Source organism: Novacetimonas hansenii (genome assembly GCF_014843995.1).
GTDB lineage: Bacteria > Pseudomonadota > Alphaproteobacteria > Acetobacterales > Acetobacteraceae > Novacetimonas > Novacetimonas hansenii.
In genome coordinates this window covers 1372796-1389033 of the sequence record NZ_CP062147.1, presented here as the reverse complement: position 1 = coordinate 1389033, position 16238 = coordinate 1372796, and the positions used below count along the sequence as shown (strand labels likewise).

Annotated in this window: 14 protein-coding genes, 1 tRNA gene and 1 pseudogene; 3 read left to right on the top strand and 13 right to left on the bottom strand. The window is 61.4% G+C overall.

The features are described 5' to 3' along the window. Window positions 1–33: 33 nt before the first annotated feature. The 5 genes from clpX to IFJ82_RS06030 all read right to left on the bottom strand — a co-directional run bounded on the left by clpX (window position 34) and on the right by IFJ82_RS06030 (window position 5500). Window positions 34–1293: an ATP-dependent Clp protease ATP-binding subunit ClpX gene (gene clpX / locus IFJ82_RS06050; RefSeq protein ID WP_003620747.1), complete on the bottom strand. Its 1260-nt coding sequence runs from the start codon at window positions 1291–1293 to the stop codon at window positions 34–36. A 242-nt stretch (window positions 1294–1535) separates the two neighbouring features. Next, window positions 1536–2171 carry an ATP-dependent Clp protease proteolytic subunit gene (locus IFJ82_RS06045; RefSeq protein WP_062809073.1) on the bottom strand — a complete coding sequence of 212 codons (636 nt, stop codon included), beginning with the start codon at window positions 2169–2171 and terminating at the stop codon, window positions 1536–1538. A 288-nt stretch (window positions 2172–2459) separates the two neighbouring features. Then, window positions 2460–3797: a trigger factor gene (gene tig, locus IFJ82_RS06040; RefSeq protein WP_192265939.1), complete on the bottom strand. Its 1338-nt coding sequence runs from the start codon at window positions 3795–3797 to the stop codon at window positions 2460–2462. A 97-nt stretch (window positions 3798–3894) separates the two neighbouring features. Further along, a tRNA-Leu gene (locus IFJ82_RS06035) sits at window positions 3895–3979 on the bottom strand. A 78-nt stretch (window positions 3980–4057) separates the two neighbouring features. After that, window positions 4058–5500, bottom strand: a complete 1443-nt coding sequence (locus IFJ82_RS06030) for an NAD(P)H-hydrate dehydratase (protein WP_192265938.1) — start codon at window positions 5498–5500, stop codon at window positions 4058–4060. A 200-nt stretch (window positions 5501–5700) separates the two neighbouring features. On the opposite strand from IFJ82_RS06030, the gene IFJ82_RS06025 reads away from it, so the two are divergent. The 3 genes from IFJ82_RS06025 to IFJ82_RS06015 all read left to right on the top strand — a co-directional run bounded on the left by IFJ82_RS06025 (window position 5701) and on the right by IFJ82_RS06015 (window position 9311). Next, the gene (locus IFJ82_RS06025; RefSeq protein ID WP_192265936.1) at window positions 5701–6153 is read left to right on the top strand and encodes a CopD family protein; all 453 of its coding nucleotides are present in this window, start codon (window positions 5701–5703) and stop codon (window positions 6151–6153) included. Window positions 6154–6396: 243 nt separating this feature from the next. Further along, on the top strand, window positions 6397–8016 hold the full coding sequence (locus IFJ82_RS06020; RefSeq protein ID WP_192265934.1) for a DEAD/DEAH box helicase: 1620 nt from the start codon (window positions 6397–6399) through the stop codon (window positions 8014–8016). Window positions 8017–8045: 29 nt separating this feature from the next. Further along, window positions 8046–9311 (top strand): class I SAM-dependent RNA methyltransferase, encoded by a 1266-nt coding sequence (locus IFJ82_RS06015; protein ID WP_192265931.1) that lies wholly within the window; start codon window positions 8046–8048, stop codon window positions 9309–9311. Window positions 9312–9588: 277 nt separating this feature from the next. Here the strand turns inward: IFJ82_RS06015 and IFJ82_RS06010 are convergent, their stop codons facing one another. From IFJ82_RS06010 to IFJ82_RS05975, 8 genes and pseudogenes are all read right to left on the bottom strand, one after another. Beyond that, entirely contained in the window at window positions 9589–9981 is a 393-nt protein-coding gene (locus IFJ82_RS06010; protein WP_003620759.1) for a HesB/IscA family protein, read from the bottom strand. Window positions 9982–9998: 17 nt separating this feature from the next. Then, on the bottom strand, window positions 9999–10466 hold the full coding sequence (locus IFJ82_RS06005) for an SUF system Fe-S cluster assembly protein (protein ID WP_192265929.1): 468 nt from the start codon (window positions 10464–10466) through the stop codon (window positions 9999–10001). A 6-nt stretch (window positions 10467–10472) separates the two neighbouring features. After that, a complete protein-coding gene (sufU, locus tag IFJ82_RS06000) occupies window positions 10473–10901 on the bottom strand; it encodes a Fe-S cluster assembly sulfur transfer protein SufU (RefSeq protein WP_075595086.1) in 429 nt (142 codons plus the stop codon). Window positions 10902–10925: 24 nt separating this feature from the next. Beyond that, on the bottom strand, window positions 10926–12176 hold the full coding sequence (locus IFJ82_RS05995; RefSeq protein WP_192265920.1) for a cysteine desulfurase: 1251 nt from the start codon (window positions 12174–12176) through the stop codon (window positions 10926–10928). Further along, window positions 12176–13444, bottom strand: a complete 1269-nt coding sequence (sufD, locus tag IFJ82_RS05990) for a Fe-S cluster assembly protein SufD (RefSeq protein WP_003620765.1) — start codon at window positions 13442–13444, stop codon at window positions 12176–12178. Before sufD ends, IFJ82_RS05995 begins: the two co-directional genes overlap by 1 nt. After that, entirely contained in the window at window positions 13441–14214 is a 774-nt protein-coding gene (gene sufC, locus IFJ82_RS05985) for a Fe-S cluster assembly ATPase SufC (protein WP_003620767.1), read from the bottom strand. The genes sufD and sufC overlap by 4 nt, the downstream gene beginning before the upstream one ends. A gap of 17 nt (window positions 14215–14231) precedes the next feature. Beyond that, complete coding sequence (gene sufB / locus IFJ82_RS05980) at window positions 14232–15722, bottom strand: Fe-S cluster assembly protein SufB (RefSeq protein WP_192265918.1); 1491 nt, start codon at window positions 15720–15722, stop codon at window positions 14232–14234. A gap of 18 nt (window positions 15723–15740) precedes the next feature. Further along, window positions 15741–16200: pseudogene (locus IFJ82_RS05975) on the bottom strand (SUF system Fe-S cluster assembly regulator). Window positions 16201–16238: the final 38 nt, after the last annotated feature.

Here is a 16238-nt window from a genome sequence, read left to right as displayed (position 1 = left end):
AAAAACCTTTGCCAAAAGCAAATCCGGCGCGACTCAGGCGGACTGCTCTTCTGGCTGGGCCTTGCCATAGACATAGACCGGCGGGGCCTTGTTTTCCGCCGCGTCCTTGTTGACCACGATTTCCTCTACATTCTTCAGGCCGGGAAGGTCGAACATCGTCGTCAGCAGAATGCTTTCCAGAATGGCGCGCAGGCCACGCGCACCGGTGCGCCGCGCAATCGCGCGCTGGGCGATCGTACTCAACGCCTCATCGGAGAAGGTAAGCTTCACATCTTCCATCTGGAACAGGCGCGCATACTGCTTGACCAACGCATTCTTGGGCTTGGTCAGGATCTCGATCAACGCGGCTTCATCAAGGTCTTCAAGCGTGGCGAGAACCGGCAGACGACCGATGAATTCAGGGATCAGGCCGAACTTCAACAGGTCCTCGGGCTCGATATCGCGCAGGATCGCGCCCGTGCGGCGGTCATCGGGGGATTGCACATCCGCGCCGAACCCGATTCCCGATCCCTTGCCCCGGGCGCTGATGATCTTGTCGAGGCCTGCGAACGCACCACCACAGATAAACAGCATGTTGGTGGTGTCCACCTGCAGGAATTCCTGCTGTGGATGCTTGCGCCCGCCCTGCGGCGGGACAGAGGCCACCGTCCCTTCCATGATCTTGAGCAATGCCTGCTGCACGCCTTCCCCACTGACGTCGCGGGTGATCGAGGGATTGTCGGACTTGCGCGAAATCTTGTCGATCTCGTCGATATAGACGATGCCGCGCTGCGCCTTCTCCACATTATAATCTGCGGCCTGCAGCAGCTTGAGGATGATATTCTCCACGTCCTCACCCACATAACCCGCTTCGGTCAGGGTCGTGGCGTCGGCCATGGTGAATGGAACATCAAGGATTCGCGCCAGCGTCTGCGCCAGCAGCGTCTTACCCGATCCTGTCGGACCGATCAGCATGATGTTCGACTTTGCGATCTCGACGTCGTTGTTCTTCTGGCTGTGGGCCAGACGCTTGTAATGGTTATGGACCGCAACCGACAGCACCTTCTTGGCGTGCATCTGTCCGATGACATAGTCATCAAGGATATTGCAGATCTCACGCGGGGTCGGCACGCCATCACGCGATTTCACAAGGTGCGTCTTATGCTCCTCGCGGATGATATCCATGCACAGTTCGACGCATTCATCGCAAATGAACACGGTTGGACCGGCGATGAGCTTCCGGACCTCGTGCTGGGACTTGCCACAGAACGAGCAATAAAGGGTGTTTTTGGAATCGCCGGATTTGTTGTTCATAACCGCTCCTATTCCCCCGCAAGGAGGAACCTGTCCATTCCCGACGACCGGAACCTTTCACCTGTCCCGGTGCGCCGCAGCTTATCCAGTCGCCAAGGGATTGAAGATGCACCGCGCGGCATCCCCTTCCCCCAATAACACGCCAGCCGTATCACGCGACGGTGGCTTTCGTCGTGCCTGCAGGGACATGGGAACGCACACGCGACATCGCGCATCGCAGTCCCGTGTCGCCCGCATGCATATCAGTCGGCGGCCTTTTCGGTTGCATGGTTGCGTACGACTTCATCAACGATGCCAAACGCACATGCCTCTTCCGCCGACATGTAGCTGTCACGTTCGAGCTTGCGCTCGATTTCCTCAAGCGTGCGACCGGTGTGGGTTTCATAGATCTCGTTCAGGCGCTTGCGGATGGTCAGGATTTCCGTTGCCTGAATTTCGATGTCACTGGCCTGCCCCTGCGCCCCGCCGGAGGGCTGATGCACCATCACGCGGGAATTGGGCAGCGCGAAACGGCGCCCCTTCTCCCCGCCAGCCAGCAGCAGCGACCCCATCGACGCCGCCTGGCCAATGCACACCGTGCTGACGGGGCTGCGGATATACTGCATGGTGTCGTAAATCGCGAGACCAGCCGACACCACCCCACCGGGGCTGTTGATATAGAACGAGATTTCCTTGGTCGGGTTCACGCTTTCCAGATACAGGAGCTGCGCGGACACGACGGCGGAAACCTGATCGTATACAGGCCCGGTCAGAAAGATGATGCGCTCTTGCAGCAGGCGGGAATAGATATCGAATGCCCGCTCCCCGCGAGAGGTCTGCTCGACCACCATCGGCACAAGAGCATTATTGAAGATCTCTACGGGATTGCGATCCCTCATAGCCATATTCCCGATCCTGAAAAGCAAAAGCCCGACCTGCCCTGATTTTCCGACGTGCATGGGCGCGCCATCAAAACGGAGCAGCCGGACCTTTCCCGGTTACTTATGACAAAATAGAGACAAACACGCCAGATACCACCCCATTGCCGTCATTTTAGACAATATGATGCGAACATGACCTGCTGGCCCCGTCACGAAGGTCGTTGGACACGTAAAAACCACAACCGATCTTTACGCGTCCAGCCGACGTCCGCAAGGCCTGAACCGCAGCCTCAGATGACCGCAGCCTCAGACACTGGCTTCCGGCATCTCGGCCAGTTCCTCGGGCGTCACTTCCTTGTCTTCGACCTTTGCCAGCTCGACGATGTAGTCGATGACCTTGTTTTCAAAGATCGGGCCGCGCAGGCTGTCGGCGGCCTGCGGGTTCTTGCCAAAGAACTCGAACACGGCCTGTTCCTGGCCGGGATAGCGCATGGCTTCGGCACGGATCGCCTGCACCATCTCGTCCTGCGTGACGGAGATGTTGTTGACGCGTCCGATTTCCGCCAGCAGCAGGCCAAGCTTCACACGGCGTTCGGCAATCTTGCGATAGTCGGTGCGCAGCGTGTCTTCGTCCTTGTCCTTATCCTCGTCATCCAGACGACCAGCCTTGCGGTCTTCCTCGATACGGTTCCAGATCTGCGTGAATTCGGCGTCAACCATGCCCGGAGGCGCGTCAAACGCCGTCTTTTCCGCCAACTGGTCCAGCAGGTCGCGCTTCAGGCGCAGGCGCGAAAGCTGCTCGTATTCCTGCTCCACCTGCTTGGTGATCAGTTCACGAACCTGCTCCAGCCCTTCAAAACCAAGCTTCTTGGCCAGTTCGTCATCAATCGGCGCATCGACCGGACGCTTCAGCTCCTTCGCCTTGATGTCAAAGGTGGCTTCCTTGCCTGCAAGGTTCTCGGCCTGATAATCGGCCGGGAACGTGACATGGATCACCTTTTCGTCACCAGCCTTCATGCCTTCAAGCTGCTCGGCAAAGCCGGGGATGAAGCCCGCGCCACCGATCTCGACATTCACGTCGTCGGCGGAACCGCCATCGAACGCGACGCCGTCGATCTTGCCGACGAAATCAACCATCAGGACATCGCCGTTTGCGGCGGGACGGTCCTCGGTGATCGTCTCAAACTCACGCTGGCGACCGGCGATTTCCTTCAGCGCCTTGTCAACCGTTTCCGCGTTCACCGCGGACTTCAGCCGTGTCAGCGACAGTGCCGAAAGGTCGGGCACCGGGATTTCGGGCAGGATCTCGAACGCAAGCGTGTATTCAAGGTCGGCCTTGCTGTCGTGTTCCCCGCCGGAGACGAGGTCAACCTTCGGCTGCATCGCCGGGCGCAGGCCGCGTTCATCCAGAAGCGTGCGCGTCGCGTCACCGATGACCTGATCCAGGATTTCCCCCTGGACCTCGGCCCCGAAACGCTGCTTGACGATGCTCAGCGGCACCTTGCCGGGACGGAACCCGGGCAGCTTCATGGACTGTCCAATTTCTTTCAGGCGCGCCGTGCGCTTGCTTTCAATTTCCTGCGCCGGAACCGTGACGGTAAAACCGCGCTTCAGGCCATCGGAAAGCGTTTCAGTAACCTGCATCTGCCAGGCCATCCTCTCGGTCAGAACGTATCAAAGAACGCAAGAGGCCGGTTGGGCCACCACGTCTGCTCGCATAACGCGAATTGCCGGGGTTTTATGGTACGGGCGAAGGGACTTGAACCCCCACGACTTGCGTCACCAGAACCTAAATCTGGCGTGTCTACCAATTCCACCACGCCCGCACATTGCCCAAGCTACAAGCGCGCGGCTTTAGCGCAGAGTAGCCATCGGGGCAAGATGCGAACCAGAATAACACACTCTCAGCCGTGCTTTTTTTGCCCTTCCGCCTCGGCCTTTGCGCGCGCCTCACCCAGATGCAGGTCGAACTGCTCCGCAATGGGCCATGGCCCCGCGCGCATCGCGGCCTCTCCATGCAGCCACACGGCCGCGCATGCCCCCTCCCACGCGGGCATGCCCGCAGCCAGCATGGCGGCGATGATCCCGCTCAGCGTATCGCCTGACCCCGCAGTACCCAGCACGGGCGTCGCATGATCGTTGATCGCAACCCGCCCATCCGGGGCGGCGATGATCGTATCCGGCCCCTTCATCACCACCACGGCATCAATCAGGACCGCCGCCGCGCGCGCCGCACCCAGGCGATCATCACCGGGATGGCCGAACACACGCGCGAACTCCCCTGCGTGGGGGGTGACGACGGCCGCCCCACGCAAAAGGCCGGGCCGCCCCGCCGCCATGGAAAATGCCCCAGCATCCGCCACAACCTGCCGCCCGGCCTCCACCAGCACGGGAAAGACGCTGCCCACCTCCTCCACCGTCAGGCCGGGGCCACAGACCCATACCCTGCGCCGGGCGTCGGCCAGAAGGTCGGTCAACGGTGCGGCATCCACAATCAGGCCCGCCGGGACCTGCATGCGGTACAGGTCGGCAGCACCCCCCACCGCCAGCCGCACCAGCCCGGCGCCGCTGCCCCGCGCGCCCGCCGCCGAAAGCCGCGCCGCACCGGGCATCTGCGCGCCACCACATATACTGACGACACCACGGCTGTATTTATAACTCTCCACCCCGCAATGCGGCACCTGCCACAGGCCCGGCGCATTGCGCCATGTCCGCACGCCCACCTGCCCCACGGCATTTTCGGGAATGCCGATATCCGCCACTTCGCACCGTCCGCACAACTCCCGCCCCGGCAGCAGGAGATGCCCCGGCCTGGGCCTGCAAAACGTGACCGTCAGTTCCGCGGCCGGGGCATAACCGCGCACCGCCCCGGTCGCCCCGTCCACACCCGTGGGCATGTCGATGGCGATGAGCCGCCGCGCCGCACGCAGCACATCGGCGACCTCTCCTTCCACCGCGCGTGACAGGCCCGCGCCGAATACCGCATCGATCACAAGGTCGAACCGCCCCACCTGCGCGACATCGAACGGCACCATGGGCCCCGACCACAGCGCGGCGGCGGCCGCCGCGTCGCCACCCGGCCGCGGCGGCGCAAGGGCCGCGACACTGACGGGCCATCCGGCCTGCGCCAGACGGCGCGCGGCGACATAGCCATCCCCCCCATTGTTCCCCGGACCACACAGCACAAGCACGCGGCACGGCCGCACATGACGACGCACCGCACGTTCCACCGCGCGCCCCGCATGTTCCATCAACGTGCGAATCGGCACCACCCGCGCGGCAAGGGCATCCACACGCCCCATCTGCGCCGGATCGGGAAGAAGCAGTCTGTATGCGGCGTCATTCATGATCGGTCCCCCTGCGTGCATGGCCTGCCTGCGGGCCGGGATATCCGGGCATGGAGGCAGATGGGGCAAAATATGCCCGACGGCATGCAATATCTTGCATTATGGACGCAAAATCGGGAAACAACCGTCCATGCTTTCCCGATGGGCGCCATGCCGGATACGCATTCGCCCGTCCCATCGTTTTCCAAACCGGAGGCGTCATGTCCCACTCCATTCTCTGGAGCCTTGTGCTCGCCGTTCACCTTCTTGGCATGGCCGCATGGGTGGGCGGCATGATCTATGCCGTGTTCGTACTCCGACCGAGTCTCGGCCTGCTTGACGCCATCCCCCGCGTGTCCGTCCATCTGCAGACACTCAACCGCTTCTTCCGCATCGTATGGCATGTCATGCCGATGGTGCTGGTGACGGGGTGGCTGATGATCCTGCACGAAGGCGGATTCGCAGCAATCGCGTGGCAGATCAACCTGATGCAGTTGCTGGGCCTGATGATGGCCCTGATTTTCGCACGGATCTATTTCGGCCCGTACCAGAAGGCCCGCCGCGCCATGCGCCCGCAACCGGCGATGTTCGATTCGATCCGCTCACAGATCCTCATCAATATCGGCCTTGGGGTGCTGACGATCATTACGGCATCCCTTGCCCACCCGTTCTGAGGCACCTTGCCACAGCAGCGGGCATGCCCAGCAGAGGTAAATGCCCAAATAACTGATGCACATGCGCACAGGCATCCTTGATTTTCATACGGGATGCAGATAGGCAGGGGACGTGTGGAATGTAGGGATTCGCCCTTGGTCCACAGGCCCCTGCGTTGCTGCAGGCGATCAGGCGCGCTAACCTGATAGGCGGTATGGTAGCAATCCGGACGGGACCTCACCACTGACACGTTCGAGAGAATTTTGAGCGCCAAGAAGAACACGACATCCGCTCCGGCCGGTTCCGCCAAGGTGGGCCGGCGCGTTGCCGCGACCGCAGGCGACATAATGCCGATATCCGACATTGAAATCGTTACCCCTCCGGAAACGGAAGACGCGCCACAGCCGCTGTTTTCCGAACTGGGTCTGTCCGCGCCGATCCAGCAGGCGATCGATGAGATGGGCTATCGCCATCCCACCCCCATTCAGGCGCAGGCGATTCCCTATATCCTGATGGGGCGCGATGTTCTGGGCGTGGCGCAGACGGGCACGGGCAAGACCGCGTCCTTCACGCTGCCCATGCTGGAAATCCTGTCCGGCTCACGTGCCCGGGCCCGCATGCCGCGCTCCCTCATTCTGGAGCCCACGCGCGAACTGGCGCTTCAGGTGGCGGAAAACTTCGTCAATTATGGCAAGCACCTCAAGCTGACACATGCGCTGCTGATTGGTGGCGAAAGCATGGCGGAGCAGAAAGAGGCCCTCAATCGCGGCGTTGACGTCCTGATTGCGACTCCGGGGCGGCTGATTGACCTGTTCGAACGCGGTGGCCTGTTGCTGACGCAGACGAAGCTGCTGGTTATTGACGAGGCAGACCGCATGCTCGACATGGGGTTCATCCCCGATATCGAGAAGATCGTCAGCATGCTGTCGCCGATACGCCAGACGCTTTTCTTCTCTGCCACGATGGCACCGGAAATCCGTCGCCTGGCGGACATGTTCCTGCACAACCCCAAAGAAATCACCGTCAGCCGCCCCTCTTCGGTCGCGTCCACCATCGAGACGGGACTGGTGATCGTGGAAGAAGATGACAAGCGTCGTGCCCTGCGCAAGCTGCTGCGCGAGAGCGACATGCAAAACGCGATCATCTTTTGCAATCGCAAGCGCGACGTGGACGTCTTGTGCAAATCCCTGCTCAAGCATGGGTTTTCGGCCGGGGCACTGCATGGCGACCTGCCACAGTCGCTACGCTTTTCCACGCTGGAGGCGTTCAAGTCTGGCGAACTCAAGATCCTCGTCTGCTCTGACATCGCCGCGCGCGGGATTGATATCGGCGGGCTGTCGCATGTCTTCAATTTCGACCTGCCGTTCCATGCGGAGGATTATGTCCACCGCATCGGTCGCACGGGCCGCGCAGGCCGCACCGGCCATGCCTACAGCCTTGCGACCCCTTATGAGCAGCCGTTAGCCGAAGCGATCGAAAAACTGACCGGTAAGCCAATCGTCCGGCTGGAGGTCAAGGGAATCGACCAGACCGAATGGTCTGATGAACCACGCCCGCGTGGCCGCAAACGTGGTGGCAAGCCTGCTGAAGTGCGTACAACACCACAGGCGCCCGCGCCCACTGGCAAGACCTCTGCGCCATCGCGCAAGCCAGCAGTCGAATCGCGCAATGCCGTTGCCCCCACGGCTGTATCCGCCACCACGGCGCCACCAGCGCGTCCGGCATCCCCGCCGCGCCACGCGGCAACGGCCCATGCCCGCGAAGAACATGGCAACGAGCGGCCCCAGGCCGGGTTTGGCGGTGATATCCCCGCCTTCATGCTGCTGCCGCGTCGCACGGTGCCTGTCATCCCCACGCCCGAGGATGAAATCCGGCCGGACTGACCCGAAAGACTTTGCCCGTGTCTGAAATCATGCAGGTTCATATCGATGCCCTTGGCACGGAAGGGCATGGTCTTGCACGCCTGCCTGATGGTGCTGCCCTGTTCGTCGCGGGCACACTCCCCGGCGAGGACGTTACCGTTCTTCCGACAGGGGACGGCAGGGCACGGTTGGAAAAAATCCTCCATCCCTCCGCCGACCGGGTTGATCCGCCCTGCGACCTGTTCGGACGATGTGGCGGATGCTCCGTGCAGTATATGTCCCTGCCCCTGTCATTGCGGTGGAAGACGGACACCGTCCTGCGTGCCCTGCATGGCGCAGGCTATACCGACCCGATTCCCGTGACTTCATGGCAGGGGGCGCCACTGACACGCCGTCGGGTGGATCTTGCCTTTGCCCGCACGGAACAGGGCATGGTCATCGGGCTGCATCGCAAACGTGGCGAGGTCGTGGACATGACCCAATGCCACGTGCTGGAACCCGCGCTGTTCGCGCTGCTTCCCCTCCTGCGGCCAATGCTGCATTCGCTGCCTGCCATCCGGCGTGGCGGGGACCTGCAGATCAATATGCTCGACAGTGGACCGGACCTGCTGCTGGCCACGGATGGCCCGCTTGGCCCTGATGACCGCCGTATCCTGGCGCAGTTTGCAGCCAGCCAGCGTATTCCACGGATTTCGTGGCGTCCCCAGGGCAGTCACGACATCCCGGAAACCGCAGCACAGACGGGTGGGGTATGGCATGAATTTTCCGGTGTGCGCACGGCACCGCCGCCGGGTGCTTTCCTTCAGCCCAGTCGGGCGGGTGAGGACACAATCCGGCGCGCCATTCTCGAGGCCCTGCCGACCAAGCGGCTCAAGGGAGATATTATCGAACTTTATGCCGGATGCGGCACGCTGTCCTTCGCCCTTGCCGAACGGGGACGGGTCATGGCCCATGAAGGGGACGCAGCCGCCTTTGCCTGCCTGAAACAGGCATGTGGCGGCACACGTGTGCAACCATTCCATCGCGACCTCAACCGGCAGCCGGTCATGGGTGCTGTCCTGGCAAAGGCTGGGGCGGTCGTGCTGGACCCCCCTCATGCCGGCGCGGGCGCGCAGCTTCATCAGATTACCGATGGCAAGCCACTGAATGTCATTTATGTCAGTTGCAACCCCACCGCCCTGCGCCGCGATGCAACAGCATTGCGACAGGCCGGATACCGGCTGGACCGTCTGACGGTAATCGACCAGTTCCTGTGGTCCACCGAGGTCGAGAGCGTATGCCTGTTCACCCGACCAGCCCCACCACGACGCCGCTGAAACAGCGCGGACCCAACAATGCCGCGCTTACAAAGTGCTGGCCCTGAATCTTCTGACAGGCCACCGATGGCTGAAGCTTTTTCTTCTTTCATCGGCGGGTCATTTCCAAACAGCCCCCAGAAGACTGTTTGAAAAGTGAGTCTCAATAACATCCTGAAATTATAAAGGTTTTTTGGTGAGGCTTTTTCTGAAAAGCTTCAGAAGACGCCGCCTTTTCGAAAAAAGGCGGCACCCAAAAACTTTTCTTTTTTATCAAAGAGTTGTTTTCAAACAATCTCTAGACGTGGAAGCTTTCACCACAACCGCAACGCCCTTTTTCATTGGGGTTGGAAAATGTGAAGCCCGCTTCAAGCTGCTTGACCTCGTAATCCATCACCGACCCGATCAGGAACAACGTTGCCTTGCGATCCACCAGCAGGGTGACACCATGATCGCGGACCACTTCATCCCCTGGTCCTGCCTCATTGACGAATGACATGTCATAGGCATGACCGGAGCAGCCTTTAGTCGAAATGCCGATCCGCAGCAATTGCCCGGCATGGGCATTGGCGTAAAGGGAAACAAGGCGTTTTGCCGCGCGATCCGTCAGCGTCATCAAGGGCGGCAGCTCACGGCGTGCAGCCGTCGTGGGGGCCGTTGTGGCAGGGGCGGGATCGGTATGGGTTGTCATGGCTGTATTCCCGTGGATCAGAACATGTTCAGGGTCAGGCGGGCATCCTCGCTCATACGCGACATGTCCCATGGCGGCTCCCACACGATTTCGACCGTGGCGGTGCTGACCTCGTCAATCTTTTCGACCGCTTCCTTGACCTGCGCAGGAAGCTCCTGCGCACTTGGACAATTGGGGGCCGTCAGGGTCATTTCAATCTTGACGGTACCATCATCATGCAGGTCGATGGCGTAAATCAGCCCCAGTTCATAGATATTGACCGGGATTTCCGGGTCAAAGACAGTTGCGATCGCCTCGATCACCGCATCTTCCGACGCCATGCCATCGGTCGTGCGCGCCACAGGCTGCGCGCCATCAGGGGTCCAGACAGACATGACCTCCCCTTCCCCTGCCGGGGCATGGTCTTCCGTCAGCGAGAAAGCCGCAGGGTCCTGCGTTTTTTCCCGTTCGGGGACGGATCGCGTATCGTCGGATTTCACTTCCATGACGCTTTACCTGTCTTTCAAATCATTCAGCATGGCGGTCAGTGCGGTCCATGGCAGGGTCGCGCAACGGATGCGCGAACGGTACTGGTGCAGGGGGGCGAATACCGCCAGATCCCCTGCCGCCTCGACCGGGTGCCCGGTTTTCAACATTGCCTCGAACACCGCGCCCAATTCCGCCACCCACGCGGGATCATGGCCGGTCACATGTTCGGCCATCAGGTCTGCTGATGCCGCACAGATGGCGCAACCACGGGTTTCATGACGCACGGCGGCAATCCGCCCCCCTGGTGTCATGCTCGCCGTCAGACGCACCCGATCACCACATAATGGATTCGTACCTTCGCCACGCATCTGCGCATCCTCGACTTCCCCCCCGAACATGGGGGTGCGGGCACGCTCGACAACCAGACGACGATAAAGATCCTCCTGCGTCATCACGCCCCCCTGCTCATCGCACCCTTACACAAAGAACTTGCGAATTTGTTCAAGGGTGCGCGCAAGGAAGTCGATTTCCTCCCGCGTGGTATAGATCCCGAAACTTGCACGCGCCGTAGCACTCAGCCCCATGCGGCGCATCAGCGGTTCGGCGCAGTGATGACCAGCACGCACGGCAATGCCATTGCGATCCAGCAGCGTCGCGATGTCATGGGGGTGGACATCATCCATCGTAAAGGAAATGACCCCCCCCCGGTCCCGGGCCGTACCGACGAAGTTCAGTCCTGTCACCACGCCCAACCGTTCCAGTGCGTGATCCGTCAGCGCGGCTTCATGCGCGCCAATGGCATCAAACCCGATGGCATCAATATAGGACAGCGCCGCACCCAGGCCGATGACCTCGACAATCGCGGGGGTTCCGGCTTCGAACTTGTGCGGGACAGGTGCCCATGTCGATTTTTCGAACGTGACGGAAGAAATCATGTCCCCGCCCCCCATAAAGGGCGGCATCGCCTCCAGCAGTTCGCGCCGCGCCCACAGGAAACCAACCCCGGTCGGTCCGTACAGCTTGTGTCCCGTCACGACATAGAAATCAGCATCAAGCGCCTGCACATCAACGCGGCGATGCACCGCAAGCTGGCTGCCGTCAAACAGCACACGCGCACCGGCTGCATGCGCCATGTCCGCTATGGCGCGGGCATCGGTAATGGTACCCAGCACATTGGACATATGGGTGACAGCCACCAGCGCCACTTTGCCATCGGCAAGTGTGCGTGACAGGGACGCCATATCCAGTTCGCCACGATCGGTCACGGCAGCGACACGCAGTTCGATGCCGGCACGGTCACGCAACATCTGCCACGGCACCAGATTGGCGTGATGCTCCATTTCGGAAATCACGACCGCCTGCCCTGGTTTGAGCAGCGAACCATAGGAATGCGCGACGAGGTTGATGGCCTCCGTGCTGTTACGGGTGAACACGATTTCCTCGCGCCCGGCGGCATTGATAAAGGCCGCGACCTGGTCGCGCACGGCCTCATATGCCTCGGTCGTACGCTCGCTCATCCAGTACAGCCCGCGATGGATGTTCGCATACTGCATGCGCATCGTGTCAGCCATCGCATCGATGACCTGACGTGGTTTCTGCGCCGATGCCGCACTGTCGAGGAAGACGAGCGGCTTTCCATGCACCTGCTGCGACAGGATCGGGAAATCGGCCCGCAGGTGACGCAGGGCATCCGCCCGGTCCACCGTCTTTGACAGGGTCTTGTCCATCACGCGTTCCTCTGGTTCCACCACGCCTCGACCGCCAGGTCGAGGCTGTCCCGCAGGCGCGTATCCTCCAGCAGGTGCACCACGTCATGCAAAAAGGCACGGATCAGCATCGAACGCGCATCCGACAGCGTAATGCCACGGCTGCGCAGGTAGAAAAGCTGTTCCGGGTCAATCGCGCCCACGGTCGCACCGTGGCTGCACTTGACGTCATCGGCGTAGATTTCAAGTTCGGGCTTGGCGTCGATTTCCGCCGTATCCGACAGCAACAGCGCCTGGTTCATCTGGTAGCCATCGGTCTTCTGGGCGATGCGCTCCACATGAATCTTGCCCTGAAACACGCCGCGCGCATGACCGGCCAGCACGTTCTTGACCGTCTGGCGCGAAACACAGTTGGGGGCCGCATGGGTAATGATGCTGCTCAGGTCGCCATGCTGCTTCGCATCAAGCAGTTGCGCACCATTGACATGCACACAGGCCCGTTCGCCAAGCAGGGCGGCATGCACTTCATGCCGGCTGAGCAATGCGCCAAGGGTCAGGTTGAAACTGTCATACAGCCCGTCTGACGCCACCTGCGCATGGGTCACGGCGATCTGCGATGCCTGCTGCCCCTCGGCCTGCAGGCGGGCATGCGTCAGACGCGCGCCCTCAGTCACCCGGACCTCGAATACAGGATTATGCAGGTAGTTCCCGACGCCAACCGTGGCCTCCAGCACCGCAAGGCGTGCACCGGCGCCAAGGTCGATGCGATGGCGCGGATGGAACGAGATCGGGGCGTCACCTGCCACCGCGATGCTGACCAGCAGCAGCGCCCCCGCGTCCACGCCTGCATCCACCCGCACGACCGCGCCGTCATCCGCCATGACGGTATTCAGCGCGGTGCCCACGTCGCCGCAGGGATCGATCCAGTCGGCAAAAACCGGGTCAGCCGCGAACGCCGTGACATGTACGCCCTGCGGCAGTCGCGACAGCGATGCATCGAAACGTCCGTTGACAAGGACGATGCGCGATGTCCCCGCGCCAAGCCCGGACACGGTTTCCACCGTCGCCAGCAGGCGCGCGACCTCCGCCGCATCAACCTGCGCGGGGGGCGTGGCATAGGGCACATCCGCGAAATGACGCAGGGAAGTGTATTTCCATGCCTCCACGCCTGCACGCGGCAGGCCCGCCTGCGTCAGGAAGGCCGCCGCCGCACGGCGTTCCGGCCCATCCCCTTTTCCCCGGCCGAGGAAGGCGCCAGCACTGATCCCGACCGGTGCGATGGCGTTCACGCCGCCTCCGCCAGGAACTTGGCGTAACCCTGGGCCTCCAGTTCGCGGGCCAGTTCGGGACCACCGCTGTGGATGATGCGCCCCTTGGCCATGACATGGATGCGATCCGGGACGATATAGTCAAGCAGGCGTTGGTGATGGGTGATGACCAGCGCCGAAAAATCGGGGGAACGCAGCGAATTCACGCCCTCGGCCACAATGCGCAGGGCGTCAATGTCCAGCCCGCTGTCGGTTTCGTCAAGGATGGCGAAGGACGGCTGGAGCATACGCATCTGAAGCACTTCGTTGCGCTTCTTTTCCCCACCGGAAAACCCGACATTGACGTTACGCTTGAGCATGTCGTCGGACATCGACAGGTGCTTTGTCTCCTTGCGCACGGCCTTGAGGAAACCGACCGCGTCCAGTTCCTCCTGCCCGCGGGCACGGCGCACGGCATTGACGGCGGTGCGCAGGAAATTGGCGTTGTTCACACCGGGCAGTTCCACCGGAGCCTGAAACGCGAGGAACAGCCCAAGGGCCGCGCGTTCCTCTGGCTCCAGCGCCAGCAGGTCCTGTCCCTTGAACGATGCGCTTCCGCCCGTGACCTCGTAATCCTCACGTCCGGCAAGGACATAGGACAGCGTGGACTTGCCCGACCCGTTCGGCCCCATGATGGCATGGACTTCGCCCGCGGGGATTTCCAGATCGACACCGCGCAGGATTTCCTTGGGCGTCCCGGCATCCGAAATACGGGCACACAGGCCGTCGATCCTTACAAATTCGTTACTCACGTCTCTATAATCCCTGTTCAACCGACGCTGCCTTCAAGGCTGATCTGCAGAAGCTTTTGTGCTTCCACGGCGAATTCCATCGGCAGTTCCTTAAGCACATCCTTGCAGAACCCGTTGACGATCAGGCCAACGGCGTCCTCTTCCGACAGGCCGCGCTGGCGGCAGTAGAACAGCTGGTCGTCGGAAATCTTGGATGTGGTTGCTTCATGTTCGATGCTGGCGGACATGTTGCGATTTTCGATATAGGGCACCGTATGCGCCCCGCAGCGATCCCCGATCAGCAGGCTGTCACATTGCGTGAAATTGCGCCCGCCCGATGCCTTGGGCATCATGCGCACCAGCCCGCGATAGGTACTGTCGGACTGTCCCGCACTGATGGTCTTGGCGATGATGGTCGAACGCGTATTGCGCCCGATATGGATCATCTTCGTGCCGGTATCGGCCTGCTGGTGGTTATTGGTCACCGCCACGGAATAGAACTCCCCCACCGATCCTTCGCCCTGGAGGATACATGACGGATATTTCCATGTGATGGCGGAACCGGTTTCCACCTGCGTCCACGAAATCTTGGACCGTGCGCCACGGCACGCGCCGCGCTTGGTCACGAAGTTGTAGATGCCGCCACGCCCGTTTTCATCCCCCGGATACCAGTTCTGGACCGTGGAATACTTGATCGACGCATCTTCCATCGCCACCAGTTCGACCACGGCGGCATGAAGCTGGTTTTCATCACGCATCGGCGCGGTGCAGCCCTCAAGGTAGGAAACGGACGCCCCGTCCTCCACCACGATCAGGGTGCGTTCGAACTGCCCGGTATTGCGGGCATTGATGCGGAAATAGGTCGAAAGCTCCATCGGGCAGCGCACGCCCTTTGGTACGAACACGAACGACCCGTCGGTAAAGACGGCGGCATTCAGCGCGGCATAGAAATTGTCCGTCACCGGCACGACACTGCCAAGGTATTTGCGCACCAGGTCGGGATGTTCCTGCACGGCCTCTGAAATGGGGCAGAAGATCACGCCCGCTTCGGACAGGGTCTTGCGAAAGGTGGTCGCGACCGACACGCTGTCGAATACGGCATCCACCGCGATGGGGGGGCGCGCCTCCTCCCCTTCGGGCACTTCCACGCCGGCAAGCAGCGCCTGCTCATGCAGAGGAATACCCAGCTTTTCATAGGTGCGCAGCAGTTCGGGATCGACTTCGTCCAGGGATTTCGGACCCGGCTTCTTCTTCGGCGCGGCGTAATAATGCACGTCCTGATAATCAATGGGCGGGTGACTGACCTTCGCCCATGTCGGCTCAGACATCTGCAGCCAGGCATGATAGGCCTTCAGCCGCCAGTCCAGCATCCATTCCGGCTCGTTCTTGCGGGTGGAGATCAGGCGGATGATGTCTTCATTCAGGCCCTTTGGCGCGATATCCATCTCGATATCGGTCTCGAACCCCCATTTATAGGTGTTCTGGCCCAGTGTCTCGACTGTCTTGCGGGTCTCGGCAACTGCTGGCATGTGTCTTCACTCCTCCTGTCAGGCCGTGGCCAGGGGGCCGAGGGCCGCGGACGGGGCATCGGGGGCCCGCCGGGATGTCACTGTATGGTTCTGCATGTCGGACAATGAAATGGACGACAGCGCATCAAGGATCGCACCGTTGACCGCATCCCACTGCCCCACCAGCCCGCATTTCGACCGTGCGTCGCATTCCCCCCCATCCACGCAGGTCGTCAGCGAGATCGGCCCGTCGATCGCCTGTATCACGGCCGCAACCGAAATCTGCGCCAGCGGACGCGCAAGGCGATACCCGCCGCGCGCCCCGCGCTGTGAAATGACGATCCCCTGCGCGGCCAGCACCTTGAGCACCTTGGCGATGGTCGGTTCCGGGATGCCGGTGGAACGCGACAGCACGGGATGAGGTCGTGACTTCCTCTTTCTGTCCAAGACGGACCAGGGCCACGACGGCATAATCGGTCAGTTTTGAAAGTTTCAGCATCCTGCTCTCCCGTACCTGTCACGTCCGACGTTAAATGG